The organism is Rhodovulum sp. ES.010 (assembly GCF_900142935.1).
Lineage (GTDB): Bacteria > Pseudomonadota > Alphaproteobacteria > Rhodobacterales > Rhodobacteraceae > Rhodovulum.
Map to the genome: position 1 here is coordinate 3,104,720 of NZ_FSRS01000001.1, position 21,412 is coordinate 3,126,131.

Genomic DNA, 21,412 nt, shown 5'->3' on the forward strand with positions numbered 1-21,412 from the left:
TCCCGGCGTTGAACTCGTCATGCCATGCGCGCATATGCGTGGGTGTGACGTTCATGTGCAGCCAACCGATGACCCGCTTCGCAGCGATCCTTTGCCTTTGTCTCGCCGCCCTGCCGCTCGCGGCCGAAGAGCGCCGCCTGCCGGCCTCGCGCGCCGAGATCAGCCTCAGCTTCGCCCCCGTCGTCCGTGAAACCGCGCCCGCGGTGGTCAATATCTATGCGCGACGCGTGGTCGCCGACCGGGTGAGCCCGTTCTCGAACGATCCATTCTTTTCCGACCTCTTCCGCAATTTCGGCCGAGCCCAGCCGCGGGTGCAGAACTCGCTCGGCTCCGGTGTGATCGTGTCGCGCGACGGTCTGGTCGTCTCCAACTACCACGTCGTCGGCCAGGCGACCGACATCCGCGTGGTGTTGGCGGACCGCCGCGAGTTCGACGCCGAGGTGCTGTTGAGCGACGAGGAGTCGGACCTCGCGATCCTGCGGCTGCGGGGCGCCGAGGACCTGCCCGCGCTCGATCTCCGAAATTCCGACACGGTCGAGGTGGGCGATCTCGTGCTCGCCATCGGCAACCCGTTCGGCATCGGCCAGACGGTCAGTTCCGGCATCGTCTCCGGGCTGGCGCGCTCGGGGCTGTCGATCGGCGGCGGGCGCGGCTATTTCATCCAGACCGACGCGGCGATCAACCCGGGCAACTCGGGCGGCGCGCTCGTGGACATGCAGGGCCGGCTGGTCGGCATCAACACGGCGATCCTGTCGCGCTCGGGCGGGTCGAACGGCATCGGCTTCGCGATCCCGGCGAACCTCGTTTCGCGGTTCGTGGACCAGGCGCGCGAAGGGCGCGCCCGGTTCCAGCGCCCGTGGGCGGGCATCTCCGGCCAGGCGGTGGATGCGGGACTGGCCGAGGGCTTCGGCCTCGATGTGCCGCAAGGCGTCGTGCTCACCGGGCTGCATCCCGAAAGCCCCTTCGCGAAGGCCGGGCTCCGGCGCGGCGACGTGGTGATCGAGCTTGGCGGCGCGCCGGTGAATACTCCGCAAGAGATGTTGTTCCGCCTCTCGGCGGAGGGCGTCGGCGGCGAGATCGGTCTTCGTTACCTGCGGGACGGGCGCGGGTTCGAGGCGCGGCTGGCGCTGATCGCACCGCCCGAGACCCCTCCCCGCGACCCGGTGACGATTGCAGGGCGCAGCGTCCTGGCCGGGCTGTCGGTCGTCAACCTCAACCCCGCCGTCGCGCAGGAGGCGGGGTTGCCGGCCGACGCGGCGGGCGTTCTGGTGACCGATCCGGGCGACGTGGCGCGCCGCGTGGGGCTGCGCGCCGGCGATGTCCTGGTGCAGATCAACGACCGCGAGATTCGCACCACGCGCGACGTGGCCGCCGCCGCGCGGGCGGGCGGGCGCGGCTGGTATGTCGAGTATCTGCGCGACGGGCGGCGCGGCGCCTTGCGCTTTCGTGTCTGAGCCCGCTGGCATAGGCTGGGCACATGGCTGACCTCTTCGACCGTGCCGAGGGCGAGACACCCTCCAAAAGCGGGCCGCGCCCCTTGGCCGACCGCTTGCGCCCCACGCAGCTGGCCGATGTCATCGGGCAGGAGCATGTGCTGGGCCCCGACGCGCCGCTGGGCGTGATGCTGGCCTCGGGCACGCTGTCCTCGCTGGTCTTTTGGGGGCCGCCCGGGGTGGGCAAGACCACGATCGCGCGGCTTCTGGCCGACGAGACCGACCTCGCCTTCGTCCAGATCAGCGCGATCTTCACCGGCGTCGCCGAGCTGAAGAAGGTGTTCGAGGCGGCGAAGATGCGCCACGCCAACGGGCAGGGGACGCTGCTTTTCGTGGACGAGATCCACCGCTTCAACAAGGCCCAGCAGGACGGCTTCCTGCCGCATATGGAGGACGGCACGATCCTGCTGGTCGGCGCGACCACGGAAAATCCCAGCTTCGAGTTGAACGCCGCGCTTCTGAGCCGCGCGCAGGTGCTGGTGCTCGACCGGCTCGACCTCGCGCATCTGGAACTCCTGGCCCAGCGGGCCGAGCACGAGTTGGGCCGCGCGCTGCCGCTGACCGGCCCGGCGCGCGAGCAGCTTCTGGAGATGGCCGATGGCGACGGGCGGGCCCTGATCAACCTGATCGAGCAAATCGCCGCCTGGAATGTCGACGGCGCGCTGTCCCCCCAGGACCTTGCCGCGCGGCTGCAGAAACGCGCCGCGCAATACGACAAGTCCGGCGAGGCGCATTACAACCTGATCTCTGCGCTGCACAAATCGGTGCGCGGCTCCGACCCCGACGCCGCGCTTTACTGGCTCGCCCGGATGCTGGAGGGCGGCGAGGATCCGCGCTACCTCGCGCGGCGCATCACCCGCATGGCAATCGAGGATATCGGGCTTGCCGATCCGCAGGCGCAGACGCTCTGCCTCGATGCGTGGAACATCTACGAACGCCTCGGCTCGCCCGAGGGCGAACTGGCGCTGGGCCAGGCGGTGCTCTACCTCGCGCTCGCGCCGAAATCGAACGCGGGCTATGCGGCCTACAAGAACGCCCGCGCGGCGGCAAAACGCACCGGGTCGGAGCCCCCGCCCAAGCATATCCGCAACGCGCCGACCAAGCTGATGAAGGAGCAGGGCTATGGCGCGGGATATGAATACGACCATGACAGCGAGGCGGGCTTCTCGGGGCAGAACTACTTCCCCGACGAAATGAAGCGCGGCGTCTACTACAACCCCGTGGAACGCGGCTTCGAACGGGAACTGAAACGCCGCCTGGACTACTTCACCAAGCTGCGTGCCCAGCGGCAGGGCGGTTGACAAGGCCGGTGCGCGGCGCGAAGGGAACGCCATGACTTCCGGAACGATCCTGCAGGTGGCGCTGGGCGGCGCGTTGGGCGCGGTGGCCCGGTACCTGACGGGCGTGGCCACGATCCGCCTGATGGGGTCGGGCTTCCCGTGGGGAACGCTGACGGTGAACATCGTCGGGTCGTTCCTGATGGGGGTGCTGGTGGTGGTGCTGGCAAAGAAGGGCGGCACCCATTTCGCGCCGTTCTTCATTACCGGGCTTCTGGGTGGTTTCACCACGTTTTCGGCCTTCTCGCTGGACGCGATGACGATCTACGAGCGCGGCCAGACCGGGCTGGCGGCGGGGTATGTCGCGGCCTCGATGATCCTGTCGCTTGCGGCGATCGCGGCGGGGCTCTGGGTGGCGCGGGGGCTTTTGCCGTGAGCGGGGTGCAGACCCTGACCGTGGGCGCGGGCGAGGGCGACCAGCGGCTCGACCGCTGGTTCCGGCGGCGCTTTCCGCATGTGCCCCAGGGTCGGATCGAGAAGATGTGCCGCAAAGGGGAGATCCGCGTCGATGGCGGCAGGGTGAAACCCGCGAGCCGCGTCGAAGAGGGTCAGCAGGTGCGCATCCCGCCGCTGCCCGAGCCGGGCGAGGCCCCTGCGACCCCGCGCCCCGCCGTCAGCGAGGCCGACGCCAGGATGATCCGGGCGGCGGTGATCTATCGCGACGACCACATCCTTGCCCTGAACAAGCCGCCGGGCCTGCCTGTGCAGGGCGGCAGCGGGCAGACCCGCCACGTCGACGGCATGGCCGAGGCGTTGCGCTTCGGGTTGGACGAATCCCCCCGGCTCGTCCACCGGCTCGACAAGGACACCTCGGGCGTCCTGCTGATGGCCCGCACCCGCGCCGTGGCCAAGGACCTCACCTCGGCCTTCCGCTCGCGCGAGACGCGCAAGATCTACTGGGCGGCGGTCGCCGGCACGCCCAGTCCCGCGATGGGCACGATCCGCTACGGCCTGGTGAAGGCGCCGGGCCACGGCGCCAAGGGCGAGGGCGAGAAGATGGTTTGCATCCACCCCGACGCGGTGGACGCGACCCCCGGCGCAAAGCGCGCGGTGACCGACTACGCGGTGCTCTCTTCGCTGGCCAAGCGCGCGTCCTGGTGCGCGCTTGTCCCCGTGACCGGGCGCACCCACCAGCTCCGCGCCCATATGGCCGAGGTCGGCCACCCGATCGTGGGCGACGGCAAGTATGGCGGCTCGGGCCAGGTCAACGAGGGCGAGGGCTGGGGCGCGCAACTCGGCGGTGAGGTCAGCCGCAAGCTCCATCTGCACGCGCGCGCGCTTTCGCTGACCCACCCGGTCACCGGCCGCCCGCTCACCCTCACCGCCGCCTTGCCAGAGCACATGCGCCGCACCTGGCAGATGTTCGGCTGGTCCGAGTCCGACGTCCCCGCCGATCCGTTCGAGGCGGCGGAATGAGCGATCTCAGGCTCATCATCTTCGACGTCGACGGCACGCTGGTCGACAGCCAGTCGCATATCGCCGCGGCGATGGAGGCCGCGTTCGTCGCCGAGGGGCTGCCGGTGCCGCCGCAGTCGCAGGTCCTCGGCGTGGTCGGGCTTTCGCTCGAGGTCGCGATGGCAACGCTCGTGCCCGAACTCGACGCGCCGCAGCGTGCGCGGATGGTCGAGACCTATCGCGCGGCATTCTTCGCGCATCGCGTCGGCAACGCCGCTTCGCCGCTCTATCCCGGCGCGCGCGGGGCGCTCGAGGTGCTGGCGGGGGTAGAAACGCATCTGTTGGGCATCGCCACCGGCAAGTCGCTCCGCGGGCTCGACCACATCCTGGAGGCGCATGGCCTCGGGCACCATTTCGTCACGCTGCAGGTCGCCGATCATCACCCCTCCAAGCCGCACCCGGCAATGGTGCTGGCCGCGCTCGCGGAAACGGGCGTGCCGCCCGAAAACGCGGTGATGATCGGTGACACCGAATACGACATCGAGATGGGCCGCGCGGCGGGGGTGCGGACGCTGGGCGTGGGCTGGGGCTATCACCCGCCCGACCGGCTGGGGGCGGCCGACGCCGTGGTCGCCGGGTTCGCGGCGCTGCCCGCGGCCGTGAACGGGCTTTGGAGGGGCTGAAACGATGGCGGAATGGGCGCTCAAGCGGTTCTGGAAAGCGGCCGAGGTCGCCGAGACCGATGGCGGCTTCACCGTGCATCTGGACGGCCGGCCCCTGCGCACGCCTGCCAAGGCACCGCTGGTGATGCCGACTCGCGCCATGGCCGAGGCCGCCGCCGCCGAGTGGGACGCGCAGGAGGCCGAGGTGCGGCCCCTGACCATGCCCGTCACCCGCGCGGCCAATGCCGCGATCGACCGGGTGCGCACCCACCGGGCGGAGGTCGCGGCCCTGATCGCCGCCTATGGCGAAAGCGATCTGTTGTGCCACCGCGCCGACAGCCCGGCCGAGTTGGTCGCCTGGCAGGAGGCCGCCTGGGGGCCGTTGCTGGCCTGGGCGCGCGACGCGTTGGAGGCCCCGCTTGTCGTCACAAGCGGGGTGATCCCCTGCCCGCAGCCGGCCGACGCCCTGTCCGCGCTGCAGGCCCGCGTTGCCGCGCGCGACGAGTTCGAGCTTACGGCGCTGCACAATCTCGTGGGTCTCTCGGGCTCGCTCGTCATCGGCTTCGCGGCGATGGAGGACGCCGTGGCGCCGATCGAGGAACTGTGGGACCTCTCGCGCCTCGACGAGACCTGGCAGGAGCGGCAATGGGGCGTCGACGACGAGGCCGCCGCGGCCGCGGCGCGCAAGAAAGAGGACTTTCTTCAGGCCCGCCGCTTCGCCGATCTGGCCCGCCGATCCGCGTAATGCCCAGCCTTTGCGCCGCCTTGCCCGATTCTTGTGCGGGCCTTTCCGAGGGCGGTCCGGCCGGCCCCGCAACGCGACGCCCACCAGTGCGCCCTTGACCTTGTGGCGGGAATTTGCCCAAACTTGCCGCGCTGCGGGGGTTGTTCTCTCGGATGAGGCCATTGCCCTGCCGGGGTGACAAAAAAATGCCGTCTAGAGGGCGGAACATCAGGAAGAGGTAAACATGAAGACATCCGTATTTCTTGGCGCGCTGACGGTAGCCGGGCTGGCAGCCGGAGCGGGAGCCGCCGCCACGCTTGACGACGTGAAGGCGCGCGGAACGCTGAACTGCGGCACGAATACCGGGCTTGTCGGCTTCGCAGCGCCGGATGCGAACGGCGAATGGCAGGGCTTCGACGTTGCGGTCTGCCGGGCGGTGGCCGCCGCGGTGCTGGGCGACTCCTCGGCCGTCGAATTCGTCCCCACGACCGGCAAGACCCGCTTCACCGCCTTGGCCTCGGGCGAGATCGACGTTCTGTCCCGCAACACCACCTGGACCTTCAGGCGCGACAACGACCTGAAGTTCACCTTCGTCGGCATCAACTACTATGACGGCCAGGGCTTCATGGTGCCGAAGGATCTGGGCGTGAGCTCCGCCAAGGAACTCGACGGCGCGACGGTCTGCATCCAGACCGGCACGACGACCGAGCTCAACCTCGCCGACTTCTTCCGTGTCAACAACATCGGCTACGAGCCGGTGCCGATCGAGACCAATGCCGAGGCGCAACAGCAATACCTGGCCGGCGCCTGTGACGTGTACACGACCGACGCCTCGGGCCTCGCCGCGACGCGGGCCACGTTCGAGGACCCGTCGGCCCATGCCGTGCTGCCCGATATCATCTCGAAAGAGCCGCTCGGCCCGCTTGTGCGCCACGGCGATGACGAATGGGCCGACATCGTGCGCTGGACGCTGAACGCGCTGATCGCGGCCGAGGAATACGGTGTGACCTCGGCGAATGTCGACGAACTGGCCTCGAACCCGACCTCCAACCCCGAGATCAACCGCCTGCTCGGCACCGAGGGCAATCTGGGCGAGATGATCGGGCTGGACAGCGACTGGGCCGTCCGCGCCATCAAGGCCGGCGGCAACTATGGCGAGCTGTTCGAGAAGTATATCGGCGAGAACACCCCGATCGGTCTGGCGCGCGGTCTCAACGCGCAGTTTACCGAGGGCGGCCTGCTCTATGCGCCGCCGTTCCGGTAAGCCAGTGACGAAGGGCGCGGGACATTCCGCGCCCTTCTTCTATCTGAGGTAAAAACAAGACGACACCCGGAAGGACGACACCCGGAAGAGCGCGCCCGACACGGGGCCAGCGCAAAATAAAACTGTGTTCCGGGAAAGCGCGACAGGGAGCGCCGCGATGACCACAGCCAGCGATCCGCCGAAGGAGGCGTTCCGGCTCAGCATGCTGATCTATGACACACGCTATCGGTCGCTGACCATACAGGTGGTCGCGCTGATGGTGTTCATGCTGCTGGCGGCCTGGCTTGTCAACAACACGATGCAGAACCTTGCCGATCTCGGCAAGCCGATCGAGTTCGGCTTCCTGACCGAACCGGCGCAATACGACATCAACCAGACGCTGATCCCCTACGACAACCAGGACAGTCATCTGCGGGCCGCGATGGTCGGGCTTCTGAACACGTTGCTGGTGGCGGTCCTCGGCTGTGCGCTCGCCACGGTCGTCGGCGTGATCGTGGGGGTTCTGCGCCTGTCGAACAACTGGCTCGTGGCGCAGATCATGTCCGTCTATGTCGAGATGTTCCGCAACGTGCCGGTGCTGCTGTGGATCGTGTTCTCGATGGCGATCCTGATCGAGACCTTCCCGCCACCCAGCGCCTATCGCGGCGCCGAACCCGAGGCGCGGATGCTCCTTGGCGACAGTGTCGCGCTCACCAATCGCGGCTTCTACATCCCCAAGCCCCAGTTCACCCGCTCGCTCGGTGGCAACCCTCCGGCCGTGCAGCCCGAGGCGGAGGCGGTCGGCGGCGATGGCGCGGCCGGCGGTGTCGTCGGGATGGCGGGCGGAAGCAGCCGGATCGCCACGGGCGGCGCCGGAGGAAGTGCCACCGGCCAGTCCGATGCCCCGGCCGAGCGCGCGCAAGAAATCGAGAACCGCGGGCAGACGACCGGGGCCTTGCCCTCGTCGTCGGTCTGGGACTGGGTCCTGATCCTGGGCGTGTTCGGCGCCTCGCTCCTCGGCGCAAGGGCGATCTCGCGATGGGCCGACCGCCGGCAGGAAGCGACCGGGCTTCGGCCCGGCACGATCTGGGCGCAACTCGCCGTGATCGTGCTGCCGGTCGCCGCGGTTCTCGCCGCGCTCGGGGTGCAGTTCCAGAAGCCGGAACTCACGGGGTTCAATTTCGACGGCGGCATCCACATGCGCAACTCGCTGATCGCGCTGTGGCTGGCGCTTGCGTTCTACACGGCCGCCTTCATCGCCGAGATCGTGCGCGGCGGGATCCTCGCCATTTCCAAGGGCCAGACCGAGGCCGCGGCCGCGCTGGGCCTGCGCCCTAACCGGATCATGTCGCTGGTGATCCTGCCCCAGGCGCTGCGCGTCATCATCCCGCCCCTGATCTCGCAATACCTGAACCTGACCAAGAACTCCTCGCTCGCGATCGCGGTGGGCTACATGGACATCACCGGCACGCTGGGCGGCATCACCATGAACCAGACCGGGCGCGAGCTGGAATGCGTGCTGCTGTTGATGCTGTGCTACCTGATCATCTCGCTCTGCATCTCGGCGGTGATGAACTGGTACAACAGCCGCGTCAAACTGGTGGAGCGGTAAGATGAGCGGAACCCACGCCCATACCGTCGCCTATGTCCGCGACACGATGGTACCGGAACAGGCGCCGCCCGCCAGCTCGGTCGGCATCGTCGGCTGGTTGCGCGAGAACCTGTTTTCCAACTGGTTCAACGCGATCCTCACGCTGCTGTCGCTGGGCTTCATTTATTATGTGCTGTCCCATTCGCTGCCCTGGATCGTGCAGTCGAGCTGGACGGCCAATTCCCTGGACGAGTGCCGCCGGCAGATCGACGCGGCCTTCGGTCCGACCGCGGACGGCGCCTGCTGGGCGGTGATCCGCGAACGCTACCTCCAGCTCATCTTCGGCTTCTACCCGTCCGAGCTCTACTGGCGGCCGCTGCTGGCCTTCGGGCTGGCACTCGCAGCGCTGGCACCGATCCTGTTCACCGGGCTGCCGCGCAAGCTGTTGTGGCTGTCGGCGGTCGCGCCGTTCCTCGTTCCCTGGCTGCTCTGGGGCGGCACGTTCTGGCTGCCGCTTGCCGTCGCGCTGGGCTTCGTTCTGGGCTATTTCGCATTCCGTCTGGTGGCCGGCGCCACGGGCTCGCTGTTGGGCGTCATCGCCGGGGGGCTGGTGCCGGTGCTATGGTGGCTGCTTGCGGCAGGCGGCTGGGCCGCGCTGATGCAATCGGTGCTGCCGCTCGGCATCGAGCCCGTCGCCAGCCGCGCCTTCGGCGGCTTCATGCTGTCGATTACCATCGGCCTCGTGGCGATCACCTGTTCGCTGCCGATCGGCGTGCTGCTGGCGTTGGGGCGGCAGTCGAACCTGTTCATCATCAGCGCGATCTGCACCGGCTTCATCGAGTTCATCCGGGGCGTGCCGCTGATCACGCTGCTGTTCGTGGCCTCGCTGCTGCTCAACTACTTCATGCCGCCGGGCACGGATTTCGACATCATCCTGCGCGTGATCATCATGGTGACGCTGTTCGCCTCGGCCTACATGGCCGAGGTGATCCGGGGCGGGCTCGCCGCGCTGCCCAAGGGCCAGTACGAGGCGGCCGATGCGCTGGGCCTCGACTACTGGAAGGCGCAGCGGCTGATCGTCATGCCCCAGGCGCTGAAGATCTCGATCCCCGGCATCGTCTCGACCTTCATCGGGGTGTTCAAGGACACCACGCTGGTCTCGATCATTGGCCTTCTGGACCCGTTGGGCTTTTCCAACGCGATCCGGGCCAACGCCGCGTGGAACGGCATCGTGTGGGAGCTTTACGGCTTCATTGCGCTGCTGTTCTTCGTCTTCTGTTTCTCGATGTCCCGATACTCGATGTGGCTGGAGCGCAAGCTGCAGACCGAGAACCGCTGAGGAGCCTCGCCCATGTCCGAACTCGCCGTGGACCGCGAAGTCGACCGCTCGAAACTGACGATCTCCGATGAGGTCGCCATCCAGATCGCCAACATGAACAAGTGGTTCGGCGCGTTCCACGTGCTGCGCGACATCAACCTGACGATCTACGAGGGCGAGCGGATCGTGGTCTGCGGGCCCTCGGGCTCGGGCAAGTCGACGCTGATCCGCTGCATCAACCGGCTGGAGGAACACCAGTCGGGCCAGATCGTCGTGGACGGGATCGAGCTGACGAGCGACCTGAAGAACATCGACAAGGTGCGCTCCGAAGTGGGGATGGTGTTCCAGCATTTCAACCTGTTCCCGCATCTGACGATCCTCGAGAACTGCACGCTGGCGCCGATGTGGGTGCGCAAGGTGCCCCAGAAGGAGGCGGTGGAAACCGCCATGTACTTCCTCGAGAAGGTCCAGATCCCCGAGCAGGCCAACAAGTATCCCGGCCAGCTTTCGGGCGGGCAGCAGCAGCGGGTGGCGATCGCGCGCTCGCTCTGCATGAAGCCCAAGATCATGCTGTTCGACGAGCCGACCTCGGCGCTCGACCCCGAGATGATCAAGGAGGTGCTCGACACCATGATCGAGCTCGCCGAGGAGGGGATGACGATGATCTGCGTCACCCACGAGATGGGCTTTGCCCGGCAGGTGGCGAACCGGGTGATCTTCATGGACCAGGGGCAGATCGTCGAGCAGAACGAGCCCGAGGAATTCTTCAACAATCCGCAGTCCGACCGGACCAAGCTGTTCCTCAGCCAGATCCTCGGCCACTGACGCGGGCGCGGGTCGGCGCGGGCCGTCCCGTTTCGCCCCGGCTTGCGCCGGGGCGACCGGCCGGGGGCTCCGCCCCCGGACCCCCGGAGTATTTTCGCCAAGAAGAAGACGCGCGCCTCACGGCCCTGGCCCCTGTCGGCAATGCCCGCTTGCCGATGTCGGATTTCCGACGATTGTCCGATCCCGGCTCCGTTTCCGGTCGCATCCCGTTGGGAGGCGGCCGTTCAGCCGGTGGCACGCTCTTTGCTTTCTTCGACAGGGAGCGTGCGGGCGGATCGATCCAGAGTCCGCCAGATGACGGAAACAGACAAGGGACAAGTGACATGGCCATCGTGACCTTTTCTTCGCCGGTGATGCACAAGGACAAGGCGGTCTATGCCGTCGCCGGCGACACCAAGACGATTCTCGCCCTCGCCGAGGAGCACCGCATCCCGATCCCGTTCGAGTGCCGCGACGGGAATTGCGGGTCCTGTCTGATCGAGGTGACCTATGACGCTCCCGAAGCGAAGAAGGCGATCATGTTGACCGACAAGGAAAAGCTGACGCTGAAGGAACTGGGCAAGATTACCGAGGCCGAGATCGAGAATGCCGAGGTCAACGACATGCCGCCGCGCTATCGCCTGGCCTGCCAGTTCATCGCGCGGGACGAGGACGTGACCGTGAGCTTCACCGGCACGCCCGGGGGCTCTGACTGAGGCGCCGGCTTCAGTCGGCGATCTGCTTGGGGACGATGAAATCGATCGCGTGTCCGGTGCCAAAGTCGACCTCGCTCCAGTCGTCACCCTCGAAGGCGGCGACAAGGGCGGCGCAGGTCGGATAGGCCGCGAAGCGGTCGTTCGCGGGCGGCTTGCGGAGGATGCGCCGAGCGAAGTCGCCGATGCCCGGATTGTGCCCCAGCATCAGGACCGGGGAGGCGGCGCAGGCATTCAGCACCTCGAGCATCCGTTCGGGCCCGGCGTGGTAGAGCGCCGGGGCCCGCCGCATCACCGTGCACTCGCCGAAGGCGGGCGCCATGCGCTCCCACGTTTCGACCGCGCGCCGGGCGGTGGAACTGACAACCTCGGCCGGCACATGGTCGCGCTCTGCCAGCCAGGACGCCACGCGTGGCGCCGCGTCCCGGCCGCGGGCGTTCAGCGGTCGGTCGTGGTCGTCCTGCCCCGGGTCGTCCCAACTCGATTTCGCGTGGCGGACCAGTATCAGGCGAAGGGTCATCGGCGGGCCGTCATGCTGCTCGAACGTGCGGGCATCCTGTCACAGCTTCCCGTTTTAGCCCAGCGCGTTCAGCGCGGCCGGCGGATCAGCGAGCCCGCGCCGTGATCGGTGAAAAGCTCCAGCAGGCAGGCGTTGGGCGCGCGCCCGTCGAGGATCACCACCGCCCGGACACCGCCCTCGATCGCGGCGAGCGCGGTTTCGGTCTTGGGGATCATGCCGCCGGCGATCACGCCCCGGTCGGTCATCTCGCGGATGTTCTCCGGCGTCAGTTCGGTGACGACCTCGCCGGTTTCGTCCTTCACACCGGCCACGTCGGTCAGCAGCAGCAGCCGGTCGGCCTTGAGCGCGGCGGCGACGGCGCCGGCGGCGGTGTCGCCGTTGACGTTGAAGGTCTCGCCCTTTCGACCCGCCCCGAGGGGCGCGACGACGGGAATGAACCCCGACTCGAACAGGCTGTGCAGCACCTTCGGGTTCATTTCCGACGGCGTGCCGACGAAGCCGAGCTCGGGATCGCTTTGCTCGCAGATCATCAGGCCCCCGTCTTTGCCCGACAGCCCCACGGCCCGCCCGCCCTGGTCGTTGATCGCCTGCACGATGCGCTTGTTCACCCGGCCCGACAGCACCATCTCCACCACCTCGACGGTGGCCTGGTCCGTCACCCGCTTGCCGTGGACGAACTCCGAGGTCACGCCCAGCTTGGCCAGCATCTCGTTGATCATCGGCCCGCCGCCATGGACGATCACCGGGTTCACGCCGACCTGCCGCATCAGCACCACGTCGCGGGCGAAACTCTCCATCTCGGCATCGTCGCCCATGGCATGGCCGCCGAACTTGATGACGACAATCGCGCCGGTATAGCGCTGCAGATAGGGGAGCGCCTCGGACAGGGTCCGGGCGGTGGCGATCCAGTCGCGTTTCATGGGCGTGCGTCTTTTCATCTTTTCGGGCCGGTCACTGGGCGCATGTGTTAGACCGCCACTGCGCCCGCGCCAAGGGTCATTGTCTTTTCGTCTGGCCCATTTAGGGTGGCCGGGCGAAGGAGACGCACCCCATGGATGAGAAGATTCTGCTCTTGACCGGCGCGAGCCGGGGCATCGGACATGCGACCGTGAAACGGTTTTCGGCCGAGGGCTGGCGGGTCTTGACCTGCTCGCGCCAGCCGTTCGACCCGCGCTGCCCCTGGCCCGGCGGGGCCGAGAACCATATCCAGATCGATCTGGCCGATGCGGCCGCCACCAAGCGCGCCATCGAGGTGATCCGCGGCAAGCTGCCCCAGGGGCGGTTGCACGCGCTGGTCAACAATGCCGGCATCTCGCCCAAGGCCGAAGGCGGCGGGCGGCTCAACACGCTGGAGACCGACCTGCGCACTTGGGGGCATGTCTTCCACGTGAATTTCTTCGCCTCGATCGTTCTGGCCCGCGGGCTGCAGGACGAGTTGGCCGCGGCGCAGGGGGCCATCGTCAACGTCACCTCCATCGCGGGCAGCCGGGTGCATCCGTTCGCGGGTGCGGCCTATGCCACCTCCAAGGCGGCGCTCGCGGCGTTGACGCGGGAGATGGCGCATGATTTCGGGCCGCTGGGCGTGCGGGTGAACGCCATCGCGCCGGGCGAGGTTGAGACCTCGATCCTGTCACCGGGGACCGAGAAGATCGTCGAAGGGCTCCCGCTGTGCCGGCTCGGCCAGCCCGAGGAGGTCGCCAGCGTGATCCATTTCCTCTGTTCCGAGGAATCGAGCTACGTCACCGGCACCGAGATCGAGGTGAACGCGGGCCAGCACGTGTAAGGTCCTGCGTCCGCCCCTCCGGTTTCGCCTCGCTTCCGCGAGGCGACTGGCGCGGGGGCTCTGCCCCCGCGACCCCCGGGATATTTTCGGCCAGTAGATTCCCCCGGTTCTTCTTCTGGCGCGAAATATCCCGGGGGGAGTCCGAAGGACGGGGGGCAGAGCCCCCCTTGCCGACCTCCGGCTCTGGCGATCGCCCTGATCGGTGGCGCCGCAGGGCCCTCGCACGGAGCGGCGCGCGTCAGCCGATCCCGGCGACGATGGCGCGGAGCGTCGCGATTCCGTCGTCTTTCTCGGCCGAGGTCAGCACCAGTTCGGGAAAGGCGGCCGGGTGCTTGGCCAGGCGCCCGCGCACCTGCGCCAGAACCTTGTCGCGCTCCTTGTCCTTCACCTTGTCGGCCTTGGTCAGCACCACCTGAAAGGTCACGGCGGCGCCGTCGAGCAGCGCCATGATCTCCTCGTCCACGGGTTTCACCCCGTGGCGCGTGTCGATCAGCACGAAGGCGCGGCGGAGCGTGGAGCGGCCGGCGAGATAGGCTTTCAGAAGCTGCTGCCACCGTTCGACGACCGCCACCGGCGCCTCGGCGTAGCCGTAGCCAGGCAGGTCGACCATGTAATGGCTCTCGCCGAGGGTGAAATAGTTGATCTCCTGCGTCCGTCCAGGCGTGTTCGACGTGCGTGCGAGTGCCCTGCGGCCGGTCAGCGCGTTGATGAGGCTCGATTTGCCCACGTTCGACCGGCCGGCGAAGCAGATTTCGGGGCGGTCGGCCGGCGGCAGTCCGTCCATCGCGACAACGCCCTTGAGAAACGCGACCGGCCCGGCGAAGAGCTTGCGCCCGCGTTCGGCGGCGGGGGTGTCGGGGACGGACGCCAGGGGAAAGGGCAGGGCGCTCACAGCAGGTCCACCCTGTCGCCCAGAGCGGCCCGGCCGCCCGCGATCACCTCGGCATAGACGCCGAGGTCGGTATGGCCCCACCGCGCCTCGAGCGTGCCCAGCGTGTCGGCGTCGCGCCGGCCGGTCTCGGGGTTGGCCGCGGTCGCCATGCAGCGGCCGATGCGCTCGCGTATCGCGATTTCGGCGGCGCCGATCCGCAGGCGCCGCCCGACCCAGTCGAACTCTTCCCACGGCGCCAGCCCCTCGATCCAGAAATTCGCGCGGAAACGCCGCGGGTCGAGTACGCGCCCGACCGCGTCGGACAGGGCGCGCAGCGACGACAGGCCCAGCACGCTGACCGAGGGGAAGTCGCTGTCGGTCATCCCGCGCCCCGGCACGCGGACGATCCGGGCGGACGCCGCCCGGTCGGCGGGCATAAGCGGGGCGACCCAGTCGAGGAACGCCGGCGCCTCGCGGTCGGGCGCAAAGGTGATTTCGGGCCGTTGCGGGTGGCGCAGCGTCACGGTTTCGGCCGCCGCGTCAAGCCGGGCCATGATCGCCATGAGCTCCGGCGCCTTGGCCCCGCGCGAGAAGTTGGCGCAAGGCGCCCAGCCCGTGCCGTCCGCGCGGGCCGCCTCGTGCGCGACGGCCCATGTCCGGTCCCAGGGCATCGTGCGCCCCGTTTCCAGCGTTACCTCGTCCAGCGCCTCGGCCCCGTGCCCCTTGATCGGGTGGCGCCAGATCTGCGCCAGGCGGGCGGTCATTTTCCGCCCGTCTCGGAACTCTTCCGCCGTAAGCTCGACAGGATGTTGCCCAGCACGTCGGGCTTGTAGCCGTGGCTGCGCATGATCGCGTATTGCTGCGCGAAGGTGATCAGGTTGTTCGCGATCCAGTACAGGATCAGGCCCGAGGCGAAGCCGCCCAGCATGAACATGAACACCCAGGGCAGCCAGGCGAAGACCATCGCCTGGGTGGGGTCTGTGGGCGTCGGGTTCAGCTTCTGCTGCAGCCACATCGAGATACCGAAGACGATGGGCAGGATGCCCAGCGAGAGGAGCTCGAACGCACCGAGATTGGGCACCGTGTACGGCAGAAGCCCGAACAGGTTGAGGAACGAGGACGGGTCGGGCGCCGACAGGTCGCGGATCCAGCCGATCCAGGGCGCGTGGCGCAGCTCGATGGTGACGAAGATCACCTTGTAGAGCGAGAAGAAGATCGGGATCTGCACCAGGAGGGGCAGGCAGCCCGCGGCCGGATTGACCTGTTCCTTCTTGTAGAGCGCCATCATCTCCTGCTGGAGCTTCTGGCGGTCGTCGCCGACGCGCTCCTTGATCTCCTCCATCTTCGGCTGAAGTTCCTTCATCTTCGCCATGGAGGTGTAGGACTTGTAGGCCAGGGGCAGCAGGATCGCCTTGATGATCAGCGTCAGCCCGATGATCGCCCAGCCCATGCTTCCGGGGATGCCGATACTGGCGAAGGCCGCGTTCACCCAGTGCAGCAGCCAGAAGATCGGCTTGGTGAAGAAGAAGAACCAGCCCCAGTCGATCGAATCGATGAAGCGGTAGATGCCTTCCTCGCGCTGGTATTCGCGGATCGTCTCCCACTCCTTCGCGCCGGCGAAGAGCATCGTCTCGGTCTGCGACGTCTCCCCCGGTCCGACCGTGACCACGGGCAGGCGCGATTCGACCTGGTAGATGTCCGTGCCCTCGACGTATTTCGCGACCGAGGTGAACCGCTGGCCCGGATCGGGGATCAGCGTGGTCATCCAGTACTTGTCGGTGAAGCCGATCCAGCCGTTCTCCTCGACCTGGGCGACATTGGCGCGGGCGGCCTCGCGGTCGACGAAGTCCATGTCCGGCATGTCGTTGTAGTCGATCTCTTCCAGCTCGTTGTCGAGCTGGCGGACGACGCCCTCGTGCAGGATGAAAAAGCCGATCGTGTCGGGCTGGCCGTGGCGCGCAACGATGCCATAGGGTGCCATCCGCACGGTTTCGCCGCTGTTGTTCTCGACGCTCTGCCGGATGGTGAACAGGTAGTCCTCGTCCACGCTGATCGTGCGGCGGAAGGTCAGCCCCGCGCCGTTGTCCCAGATCAGCGTGACGGGGTTCCCGACGCTCAACGGCCCGCCGCTTTCGGCCTGCCACTCGGTATTCGCGCCGGGCACCTGTTCATAGGACAGCTGGCCCGCCGGCGCCCAGCCGTAAAGGGCGTAGTAGGGCCGCGGACTGCCCACCGGCGACAGGAGTTCCACGTTCTCGGAGTCCGGTTCGATCGTCTCCTGGTAGTCCTTGAGGGCAAGCTGGTCGATGCGCCCGCCCAGAAGCGAGATCGAGCCCGCCAGGCGCGGGGTGTCGATGTCGAGCCGGGGCAGGTCGGCGCCCGCGGCCGGCTCCGCCCCATCGGTTTCGGCCTGCGGCCCGCTCGCGGCGGCGTCCGAGGCAGGGGCGGGGGGCGTGGCCGCGATATCGGGCTGCGGCGCGGGCGCTGTCGCCGCGTCATCCTGCGTCTCGCTCATCTCCACGCTCGCGGGCTCCGGCTCGGGAAACCACTCGGGGAACATGCGCGGCCCGACCGCGTACCAAAGCAGGATCACCAGAAAGCTTAGCGCCGTCGCGAGCAGAAGATTCTTGCCTTGATCGTCCATGTCAGGCCGCTACCCGTGTCTGTGGAATTGCGGGTGGTTCAACAGATTGCGGCCCGCGAGGTCAAGCTGTTTTCCCGACGCATGCGGGCCGTCGCGCCCCGGCGCGGGCGCGGTGCGTAGCGGGCCGGTCGGCGGCCCGGCCGCTTAGCGGACGACCATCACCGTGCAGGGCGCATGGTTCATCACGTGAGTTGCCGTCGTGCCCAGCAGGTAGTCCTGGATTCGCGGGTTGGCCGATTCCATGACGATCATGTCGATCTTTTCGGCCTTGGCCATCTTGACGATCTGGCGATGGGGCGCGCCCTTGCGCACCACAAGGCGCACGGGCACGTCGCCCGCGGGGTTCTCCTTCAGGAAACGCGCGAGTTCCTGTTTCCAGAACGCCTCGGAGTCGCGGATGTTGAGGTTGCGTTCCATCTCGGGGGCGACGGTCATGAGGATCACCTCGGCCCCGTGCCACTTGGCGAGCCTGAGCGCTTCGCCATAGGCCGGGTGGGCCAGTTCCGCGTGGCGGAGGTTCAGCGGGCAGAGGATCGTCTTGATCTCGCGGGGCATGTCGGGGTCCTGTCGATGGTATCCGGGGTGGCGCTGCCTTACATCCTCCCGGTTAAGGGATCATGTCGCAATACGCCGCGATGGGGGGCGGAAGCGGCGTTCAATGGGCCTCGGCCCAGTTGGCCCCCTGTCCGGCATCGACGACCAGCGGCACGTCGAGCTTCACGGCCGGCAGGGCGGCGCCTTCCATCACCTCGCGCACGGCGTCGGCGACCTCGTCCGCGGCGCTCGTCTCGACCTCGAAGATCAGCTCGTCATGGACCTGCAACAGCATCTTCGCGGGCAGGTCCGCGATGGCGTCCGGCATCCGGATCATGGCGCGGCGGATGATGTCGGCCGCGGTGCCCTGGATAGGCGCGTTGATCGCGGCGCGCTTGGCGAACCCGGCCTGCGGCCCCTTGGCGCCGATCTCGGGCGTATGGATGCGCCGCCCGAACAGCGTCTGGACGTAGCCGTTCGCCTTGGCGAAGGCCACGGTCTCGTCCATGTAGGCCTTGATGCCGGGGAAGCGTTCGAAATAGCGGTCGATGAAGCCCTGCGCCTCGGCCCGCGGGATGCGCAGGTTGCGCGCGAGGCCAAAGCCGGAAATGCCGTAGATCACCCCGAAATTGATCGCCTTGGCCTGGCGGCGGATCTCGGGGGTCATGTCCTCCATCGGCACGTCGAACATTTCCGAGGCGGTCATGGCGTGGATGTCCTGGCCGTCGCGGAACGCCGCCTTCAGCGCGTCGATCCCCGCGACATGGGCGAGGATGCGCAGCTCGATCTGGGAATAGTCGAGGGAAACCAGCACCTTGCCCTCGTCGGCGACGAAGGCCTCGCGGATGCGCCGGCCCTCCTCGGTGCGCACGGGGATGTTCTGCAGGTTCGGGTCGGTCGAGGCCAGCCGCCCGGTGACCGCGCCGGTGATGACGTAAGAGGTATGCACGCGCCCCGTGTCGGGGTTGATGTGGTCCTGAAGCGCGTCGGTATAGGTCGATTTCAGCTTGCTGAGCTGGCGCCAGTCCAGCACGCGGGCGGGCAGGTCGTGGCCCTCGGCGGCGAGGTCTTCCAGCACATCGGCGCCGGTGGCATAGGCGCCGGTCTTGCCCTTCTTGCCGCCCGAAAGGCTCATCTTGTCGAACAGGATCTCACCGAGCTGCTTGGGGCTGCCGACATTGAACGTCTCGCCCGCCAGCTCGTGGATTTCCGCCTCCAACCCCGCCATCTTCTGCGAAAAGGCGTTCGACATGCGGCTCAGCGTGTCGCGGTCGACCTTGATGCCGGTGCGCTCCATCTGCGCCAGTACCGGGACCAGCGGGCGTTCCAGCGTCTCGTAGACGGTCGTCACGCGGTGCGTGTGCAATTGCGGCTTGAAGAGCTGCGCGAGCCTGAGCGTGATGTCGGCATCCTCGGCGGCGTATTTCACCGCCTCGTCGATCGGCACCCGGTCGAAGGTGATCTGCGACTTGCCCGAACCGATCAGCTCCTTGATCGGGATTGGGACGTGTCCGAGATAGCGTTCGCTGAGCGTGTCCATGCCATGGCCGTGCAGCCCGGCATTCATCGCGTAGGACATCAGCATCGTGTCGTCGATGGGCGCGATATCGATGCCGTAGCGCGCCAGCACCTTGGCATCGTATTTCATGTTCTGGCCGATCTTCATCACCGCCGGGTCTTCCAGGAGCGGCTTGAGCATCGCCAGCGCCTCGTCCAGAGGCATCTGCCCTTCGGCCAGCGCATCCGACCCGAAGAGATCGCCGTCGCCGTCGCGATGCCCCAGCGGGATGTAGCACGCCGCGCCCGGCTCGACGGACAGCGACACGCCCACCAGATCGCAGCGCATCTCGTCGAGGCCCGTCGTCTCGGTGTCGACGGCGACCCAGCCGCGGGCATTGGCGCGGTCGATCCAGACCTGCAAAGCCGTGGCGTCGCGGACGCAGTCATAGGTGTCGGGCGTGAAGGGCAGCGCCTCGGGCACGTCCGGCTGTTCCGAGGGGGCGGCGCCCGCCGGGTTGGTGTCGCCGATGACCGGCGGCTCGACCCTCAGGTTCTCGGCGATCCGCTTGGTCAGCGTGCGGAACTCCATCTGCGCGAGGAAGTCCAACAGCGCCTCCGGCTCGGGGTCCCGCACCTCCAGGTCGTCCAGCGGGAAGTCGAGCGGCGTGTCGGCGTCCAGCGTGACCAGCTTCTTCGACAACTCGATCTGCGCGCGGTGCTCGATCAGGGTCTGGCGGCGCTTGGGCTGCTTGATCTCCTCGGCCCGGTCCAACAGCGTTTCCAGATCGCCGAAATCGTTGATCAAGAGCGCCGCAGTCTTCACCCCGATGCCCGGGGCGCCGGGGATGTTGTCGACGGAATCGCCGGCCAGCGCCTGCACGTCGACCACGCGCTCGGGCCCCACGCCGAACTTCTGTTCCACCTCCTCGACGCCGATCCGGCGGTTCTTCATCGCGTCCAGCATCTCGACGCCGTTTCCGACCAGCTGCATCAGGTCCTTGTCGGAACTGACGATGGTGACGCGGCCGCCCGCCTCGGTCGCGTGCCGCGCGAGGGTGGCGATGATGTCGTCGGCCTCGTAATTCTCCTTCTCGATGCAGGCGATGTTGAAGGCGCGGGTGGCTTCGCGGGTCAGCGGGATCTGCGGGCGCAGGTCCTCGGGCATCTCGTCCCGGTTGGCCTTGTATTGATCATAAAGGTCGTTGCGGAAGGTGTGGCTGCCCTTGTCGAACACCACCGCAACATGGGTCGGCGCGTCGGGGCCCGCGTTATCCTCGACGTATTTCTGGATCATGTTGCAGAAGCCCGCGACCGCGCCCACCGGCAGGCCGTCGGATTTGCGCGTCAGGGGCGGCAGCGCGTGGAAGGCGCGGAAGATGAAGGCCGATCCGTCGATCAGGTGCAGATGGCAGCCCTTGCCGAAATTCCCGCTCATGTTCGCCCCCTTCGCTGTGCGCCCCCGGTTTGCCACGAAGCCATGCCCGCCGCCAGCCGTTAGGCGCAGGGGGCGGTGCCAGCCTCGGCGCGTTCGCGTGCGATCAGCCGCTCCAGCGATCCCTCCTCGATCCGGCCGAGCACGGCAGTCCGGCCGATGACCAGGCCGGGCGTGCCGGGGAAGCCGAAGAGGTCGGCAAGAGTGCGGCTGACCGCAAGTTGGTGGTCGATCGCGGGGGCGTCCATGTCCACCAGCAGCCGGTCGCCGTCCAGCCCGATATCCTCGGCCACGCGGCGCAGGCTTGCCGGCGTCGGCACCATCCGAGCGTTGGCGAGCCGGGCATGAAGTTCCGGCCCGGCGCCCTGGGCCGCGGCGGCCAGCGACGCGCGGGCCGCCAGCACCGATGTCGCGCCCAGCAGCGGCAATTCATGCCAGGCGAGATGGATCGGCGAAGCGGGCGCCTGCGCGCGGGCAATCAGCAGCGGGGTCATGCGACGGCAATACTGGCACCGCACATCGGTGAAATAGGCCACCGGCACGCGGCCCCGAGGCGGGGCGCCGAAGAGATGCCGGCAGAGATCGGCACGCAGGTCCTGTGGCGCCGACGGCTCTCGCGGGACGGGCTCCAGCCCGATCAGCGCGGGCGATGCCGGCACGGTCGCCGCGCTCGGCACGCGGTGAAACCCGGGCAGGCCCGGAATCGGTTCGAACGCGAAGTCGGGCGGAAAGGCGCGGCGCCACAGGCCGGGTCCCGAGGACAGCGCGAGATAGGCCAGCGCGATGCCGCCAAGCCAGAGAATGTTCCGCCGCGTGCGCCCGATCATGGCCTCCGCCCCTAGAGCCGC

Annotated in this window: 20 protein-coding genes; 12 read left to right on the top strand and 8 right to left on the bottom strand. The window is 67.9% G+C overall.

What is annotated here, in order from left to right; translation table 11 throughout:
• Positions 1-68 precede the first annotated feature (68 nt).
• The 11 genes from BUR28_RS15355 to BUR28_RS15405 all read left to right on the top strand — a co-directional run bounded on the left by BUR28_RS15355 (position 69) and on the right by BUR28_RS15405 (position 11,283).
• Entirely contained in the window at positions 69-1,454 is a 1,386-nt protein-coding gene (locus tag BUR28_RS15355) for a trypsin-like peptidase domain-containing protein (protein WP_074220924.1), read from the top strand.
• A 23-nt stretch (positions 1,455-1,477) separates the two neighbouring features.
• The gene (locus BUR28_RS15360) at positions 1,478-2,794 is read left to right on the top strand and encodes a replication-associated recombination protein A (RefSeq protein ID WP_074220925.1); all 1,317 of its coding nucleotides are present in this window, start codon (positions 1,478-1,480) and stop codon (positions 2,792-2,794) included.
• A 31-nt stretch (positions 2,795-2,825) separates the two neighbouring features.
• On the top strand, positions 2,826-3,206 hold the full coding sequence (gene crcB / locus BUR28_RS15365; RefSeq protein WP_074220926.1) for a fluoride efflux transporter CrcB: 381 nt from the start codon (positions 2,826-2,828) through the stop codon (positions 3,204-3,206).
• Entirely contained in the window at positions 3,203-4,246 is a 1,044-nt protein-coding gene (locus tag BUR28_RS15370; RefSeq protein ID WP_074220927.1) for an RluA family pseudouridine synthase, read from the top strand. Before crcB ends, BUR28_RS15370 begins: the two co-directional genes overlap by 4 nt.
• Positions 4,243-4,908, top strand: a complete 666-nt coding sequence (locus BUR28_RS15375; protein ID WP_074220928.1) for an HAD-IA family hydrolase — start codon at positions 4,243-4,245, stop codon at positions 4,906-4,908. Before BUR28_RS15370 ends, BUR28_RS15375 begins: the two co-directional genes overlap by 4 nt.
• A gap of 4 nt (positions 4,909-4,912) precedes the next feature.
• Entirely contained in the window at positions 4,913-5,632 is a 720-nt protein-coding gene (locus BUR28_RS15380; RefSeq protein ID WP_074220929.1) for an ATP12 family chaperone protein, read from the top strand.
• 223 nt (positions 5,633-5,855) lie between these two features.
• Positions 5,856-6,875 carry an amino acid ABC transporter substrate-binding protein gene (locus BUR28_RS15385; protein ID WP_074220930.1) on the top strand — a complete coding sequence of 340 codons (1,020 nt, stop codon included), beginning with the start codon at positions 5,856-5,858 and terminating at the stop codon, positions 6,873-6,875.
• 157 nt (positions 6,876-7,032) lie between these two features.
• The gene (locus BUR28_RS15390) at positions 7,033-8,466 is read left to right on the top strand and encodes an amino acid ABC transporter permease (RefSeq protein ID WP_083626674.1); all 1,434 of its coding nucleotides are present in this window, start codon (positions 7,033-7,035) and stop codon (positions 8,464-8,466) included.
• 1 nt (position 8,467) lies between these two features.
• Positions 8,468-9,784, top strand: coding sequence for an amino acid ABC transporter permease (locus BUR28_RS15395; RefSeq protein ID WP_074220931.1), 1,317 nt, complete (start codon positions 8,468-8,470; stop codon positions 9,782-9,784).
• 12 nt (positions 9,785-9,796) lie between these two features.
• Positions 9,797-10,588 carry an amino acid ABC transporter ATP-binding protein gene (locus BUR28_RS15400; protein WP_074220932.1) on the top strand — a complete coding sequence of 264 codons (792 nt, stop codon included), beginning with the start codon at positions 9,797-9,799 and terminating at the stop codon, positions 10,586-10,588.
• Between the two features lie 323 nt (positions 10,589-10,911).
• The gene (locus BUR28_RS15405; RefSeq protein ID WP_074220933.1) at positions 10,912-11,283 is read left to right on the top strand and encodes a 2Fe-2S iron-sulfur cluster-binding protein; all 372 of its coding nucleotides are present in this window, start codon (positions 10,912-10,914) and stop codon (positions 11,281-11,283) included.
• 10 nt (positions 11,284-11,293) lie between these two features.
• Here the strand turns inward: BUR28_RS15405 and BUR28_RS15410 are convergent, their stop codons facing one another.
• Both BUR28_RS15410 and argB read right to left on the bottom strand, forming a co-directional pair.
• A complete protein-coding gene (locus tag BUR28_RS15410; RefSeq protein ID WP_074220934.1) occupies positions 11,294-11,800 on the bottom strand; it encodes a SixA phosphatase family protein in 507 nt (168 codons plus the stop codon).
• A gap of 68 nt (positions 11,801-11,868) precedes the next feature.
• Positions 11,869-12,720: an acetylglutamate kinase gene (gene argB / locus BUR28_RS15415; protein ID WP_254813757.1), complete on the bottom strand. Its 852-nt coding sequence runs from the start codon at positions 12,718-12,720 to the stop codon at positions 11,869-11,871.
• Between the two features lie 131 nt (positions 12,721-12,851).
• Here argB and BUR28_RS15420 point away from each other — a divergent pair, with 131 nt between their 5' ends.
• Positions 12,852-13,583: an SDR family NAD(P)-dependent oxidoreductase gene (locus BUR28_RS15420; RefSeq protein ID WP_074220936.1), complete on the top strand. Its 732-nt coding sequence runs from the start codon at positions 12,852-12,854 to the stop codon at positions 13,581-13,583.
• 238 nt (positions 13,584-13,821) lie between these two features.
• Here the strand turns inward: BUR28_RS15420 and yihA are convergent, their stop codons facing one another.
• The 6 genes from yihA to BUR28_RS15450 all read right to left on the bottom strand — a co-directional run bounded on the left by yihA (position 13,822) and on the right by BUR28_RS15450 (position 21,391).
• The gene (gene yihA, locus BUR28_RS15425) at positions 13,822-14,475 is read right to left on the bottom strand and encodes a ribosome biogenesis GTP-binding protein YihA/YsxC (RefSeq protein ID WP_074220937.1); all 654 of its coding nucleotides are present in this window, start codon (positions 14,473-14,475) and stop codon (positions 13,822-13,824) included.
• A complete protein-coding gene (locus BUR28_RS15430; RefSeq protein WP_074220938.1) occupies positions 14,472-15,218 on the bottom strand; it encodes an MOSC domain-containing protein in 747 nt (248 codons plus the stop codon). The genes yihA and BUR28_RS15430 overlap by 4 nt, the downstream gene beginning before the upstream one ends.
• The gene (yidC, locus tag BUR28_RS15435; protein WP_074220939.1) at positions 15,215-17,098 is read right to left on the bottom strand and encodes a membrane protein insertase YidC; all 1,884 of its coding nucleotides are present in this window, start codon (positions 17,096-17,098) and stop codon (positions 15,215-15,217) included. Before yidC ends, BUR28_RS15430 begins: the two co-directional genes overlap by 4 nt.
• 144 nt (positions 17,099-17,242) lie before the next feature.
• Entirely contained in the window at positions 17,243-17,653 is a 411-nt protein-coding gene (locus tag BUR28_RS15440) for a universal stress protein (protein ID WP_074220940.1), read from the bottom strand.
• A 100-nt stretch (positions 17,654-17,753) separates the two neighbouring features.
• Positions 17,754-20,567, bottom strand: coding sequence for a DNA polymerase I (gene polA / locus BUR28_RS15445; RefSeq protein ID WP_074220941.1), 2,814 nt, complete (start codon positions 20,565-20,567; stop codon positions 17,754-17,756).
• Positions 20,568-20,626: 59 nt separating this feature from the next.
• On the bottom strand, positions 20,627-21,391 hold the full coding sequence (locus tag BUR28_RS15450) for a DsbA family protein (protein WP_074220942.1): 765 nt from the start codon (positions 21,389-21,391) through the stop codon (positions 20,627-20,629).
• Positions 21,392-21,412: the final 21 nt, after the last annotated feature.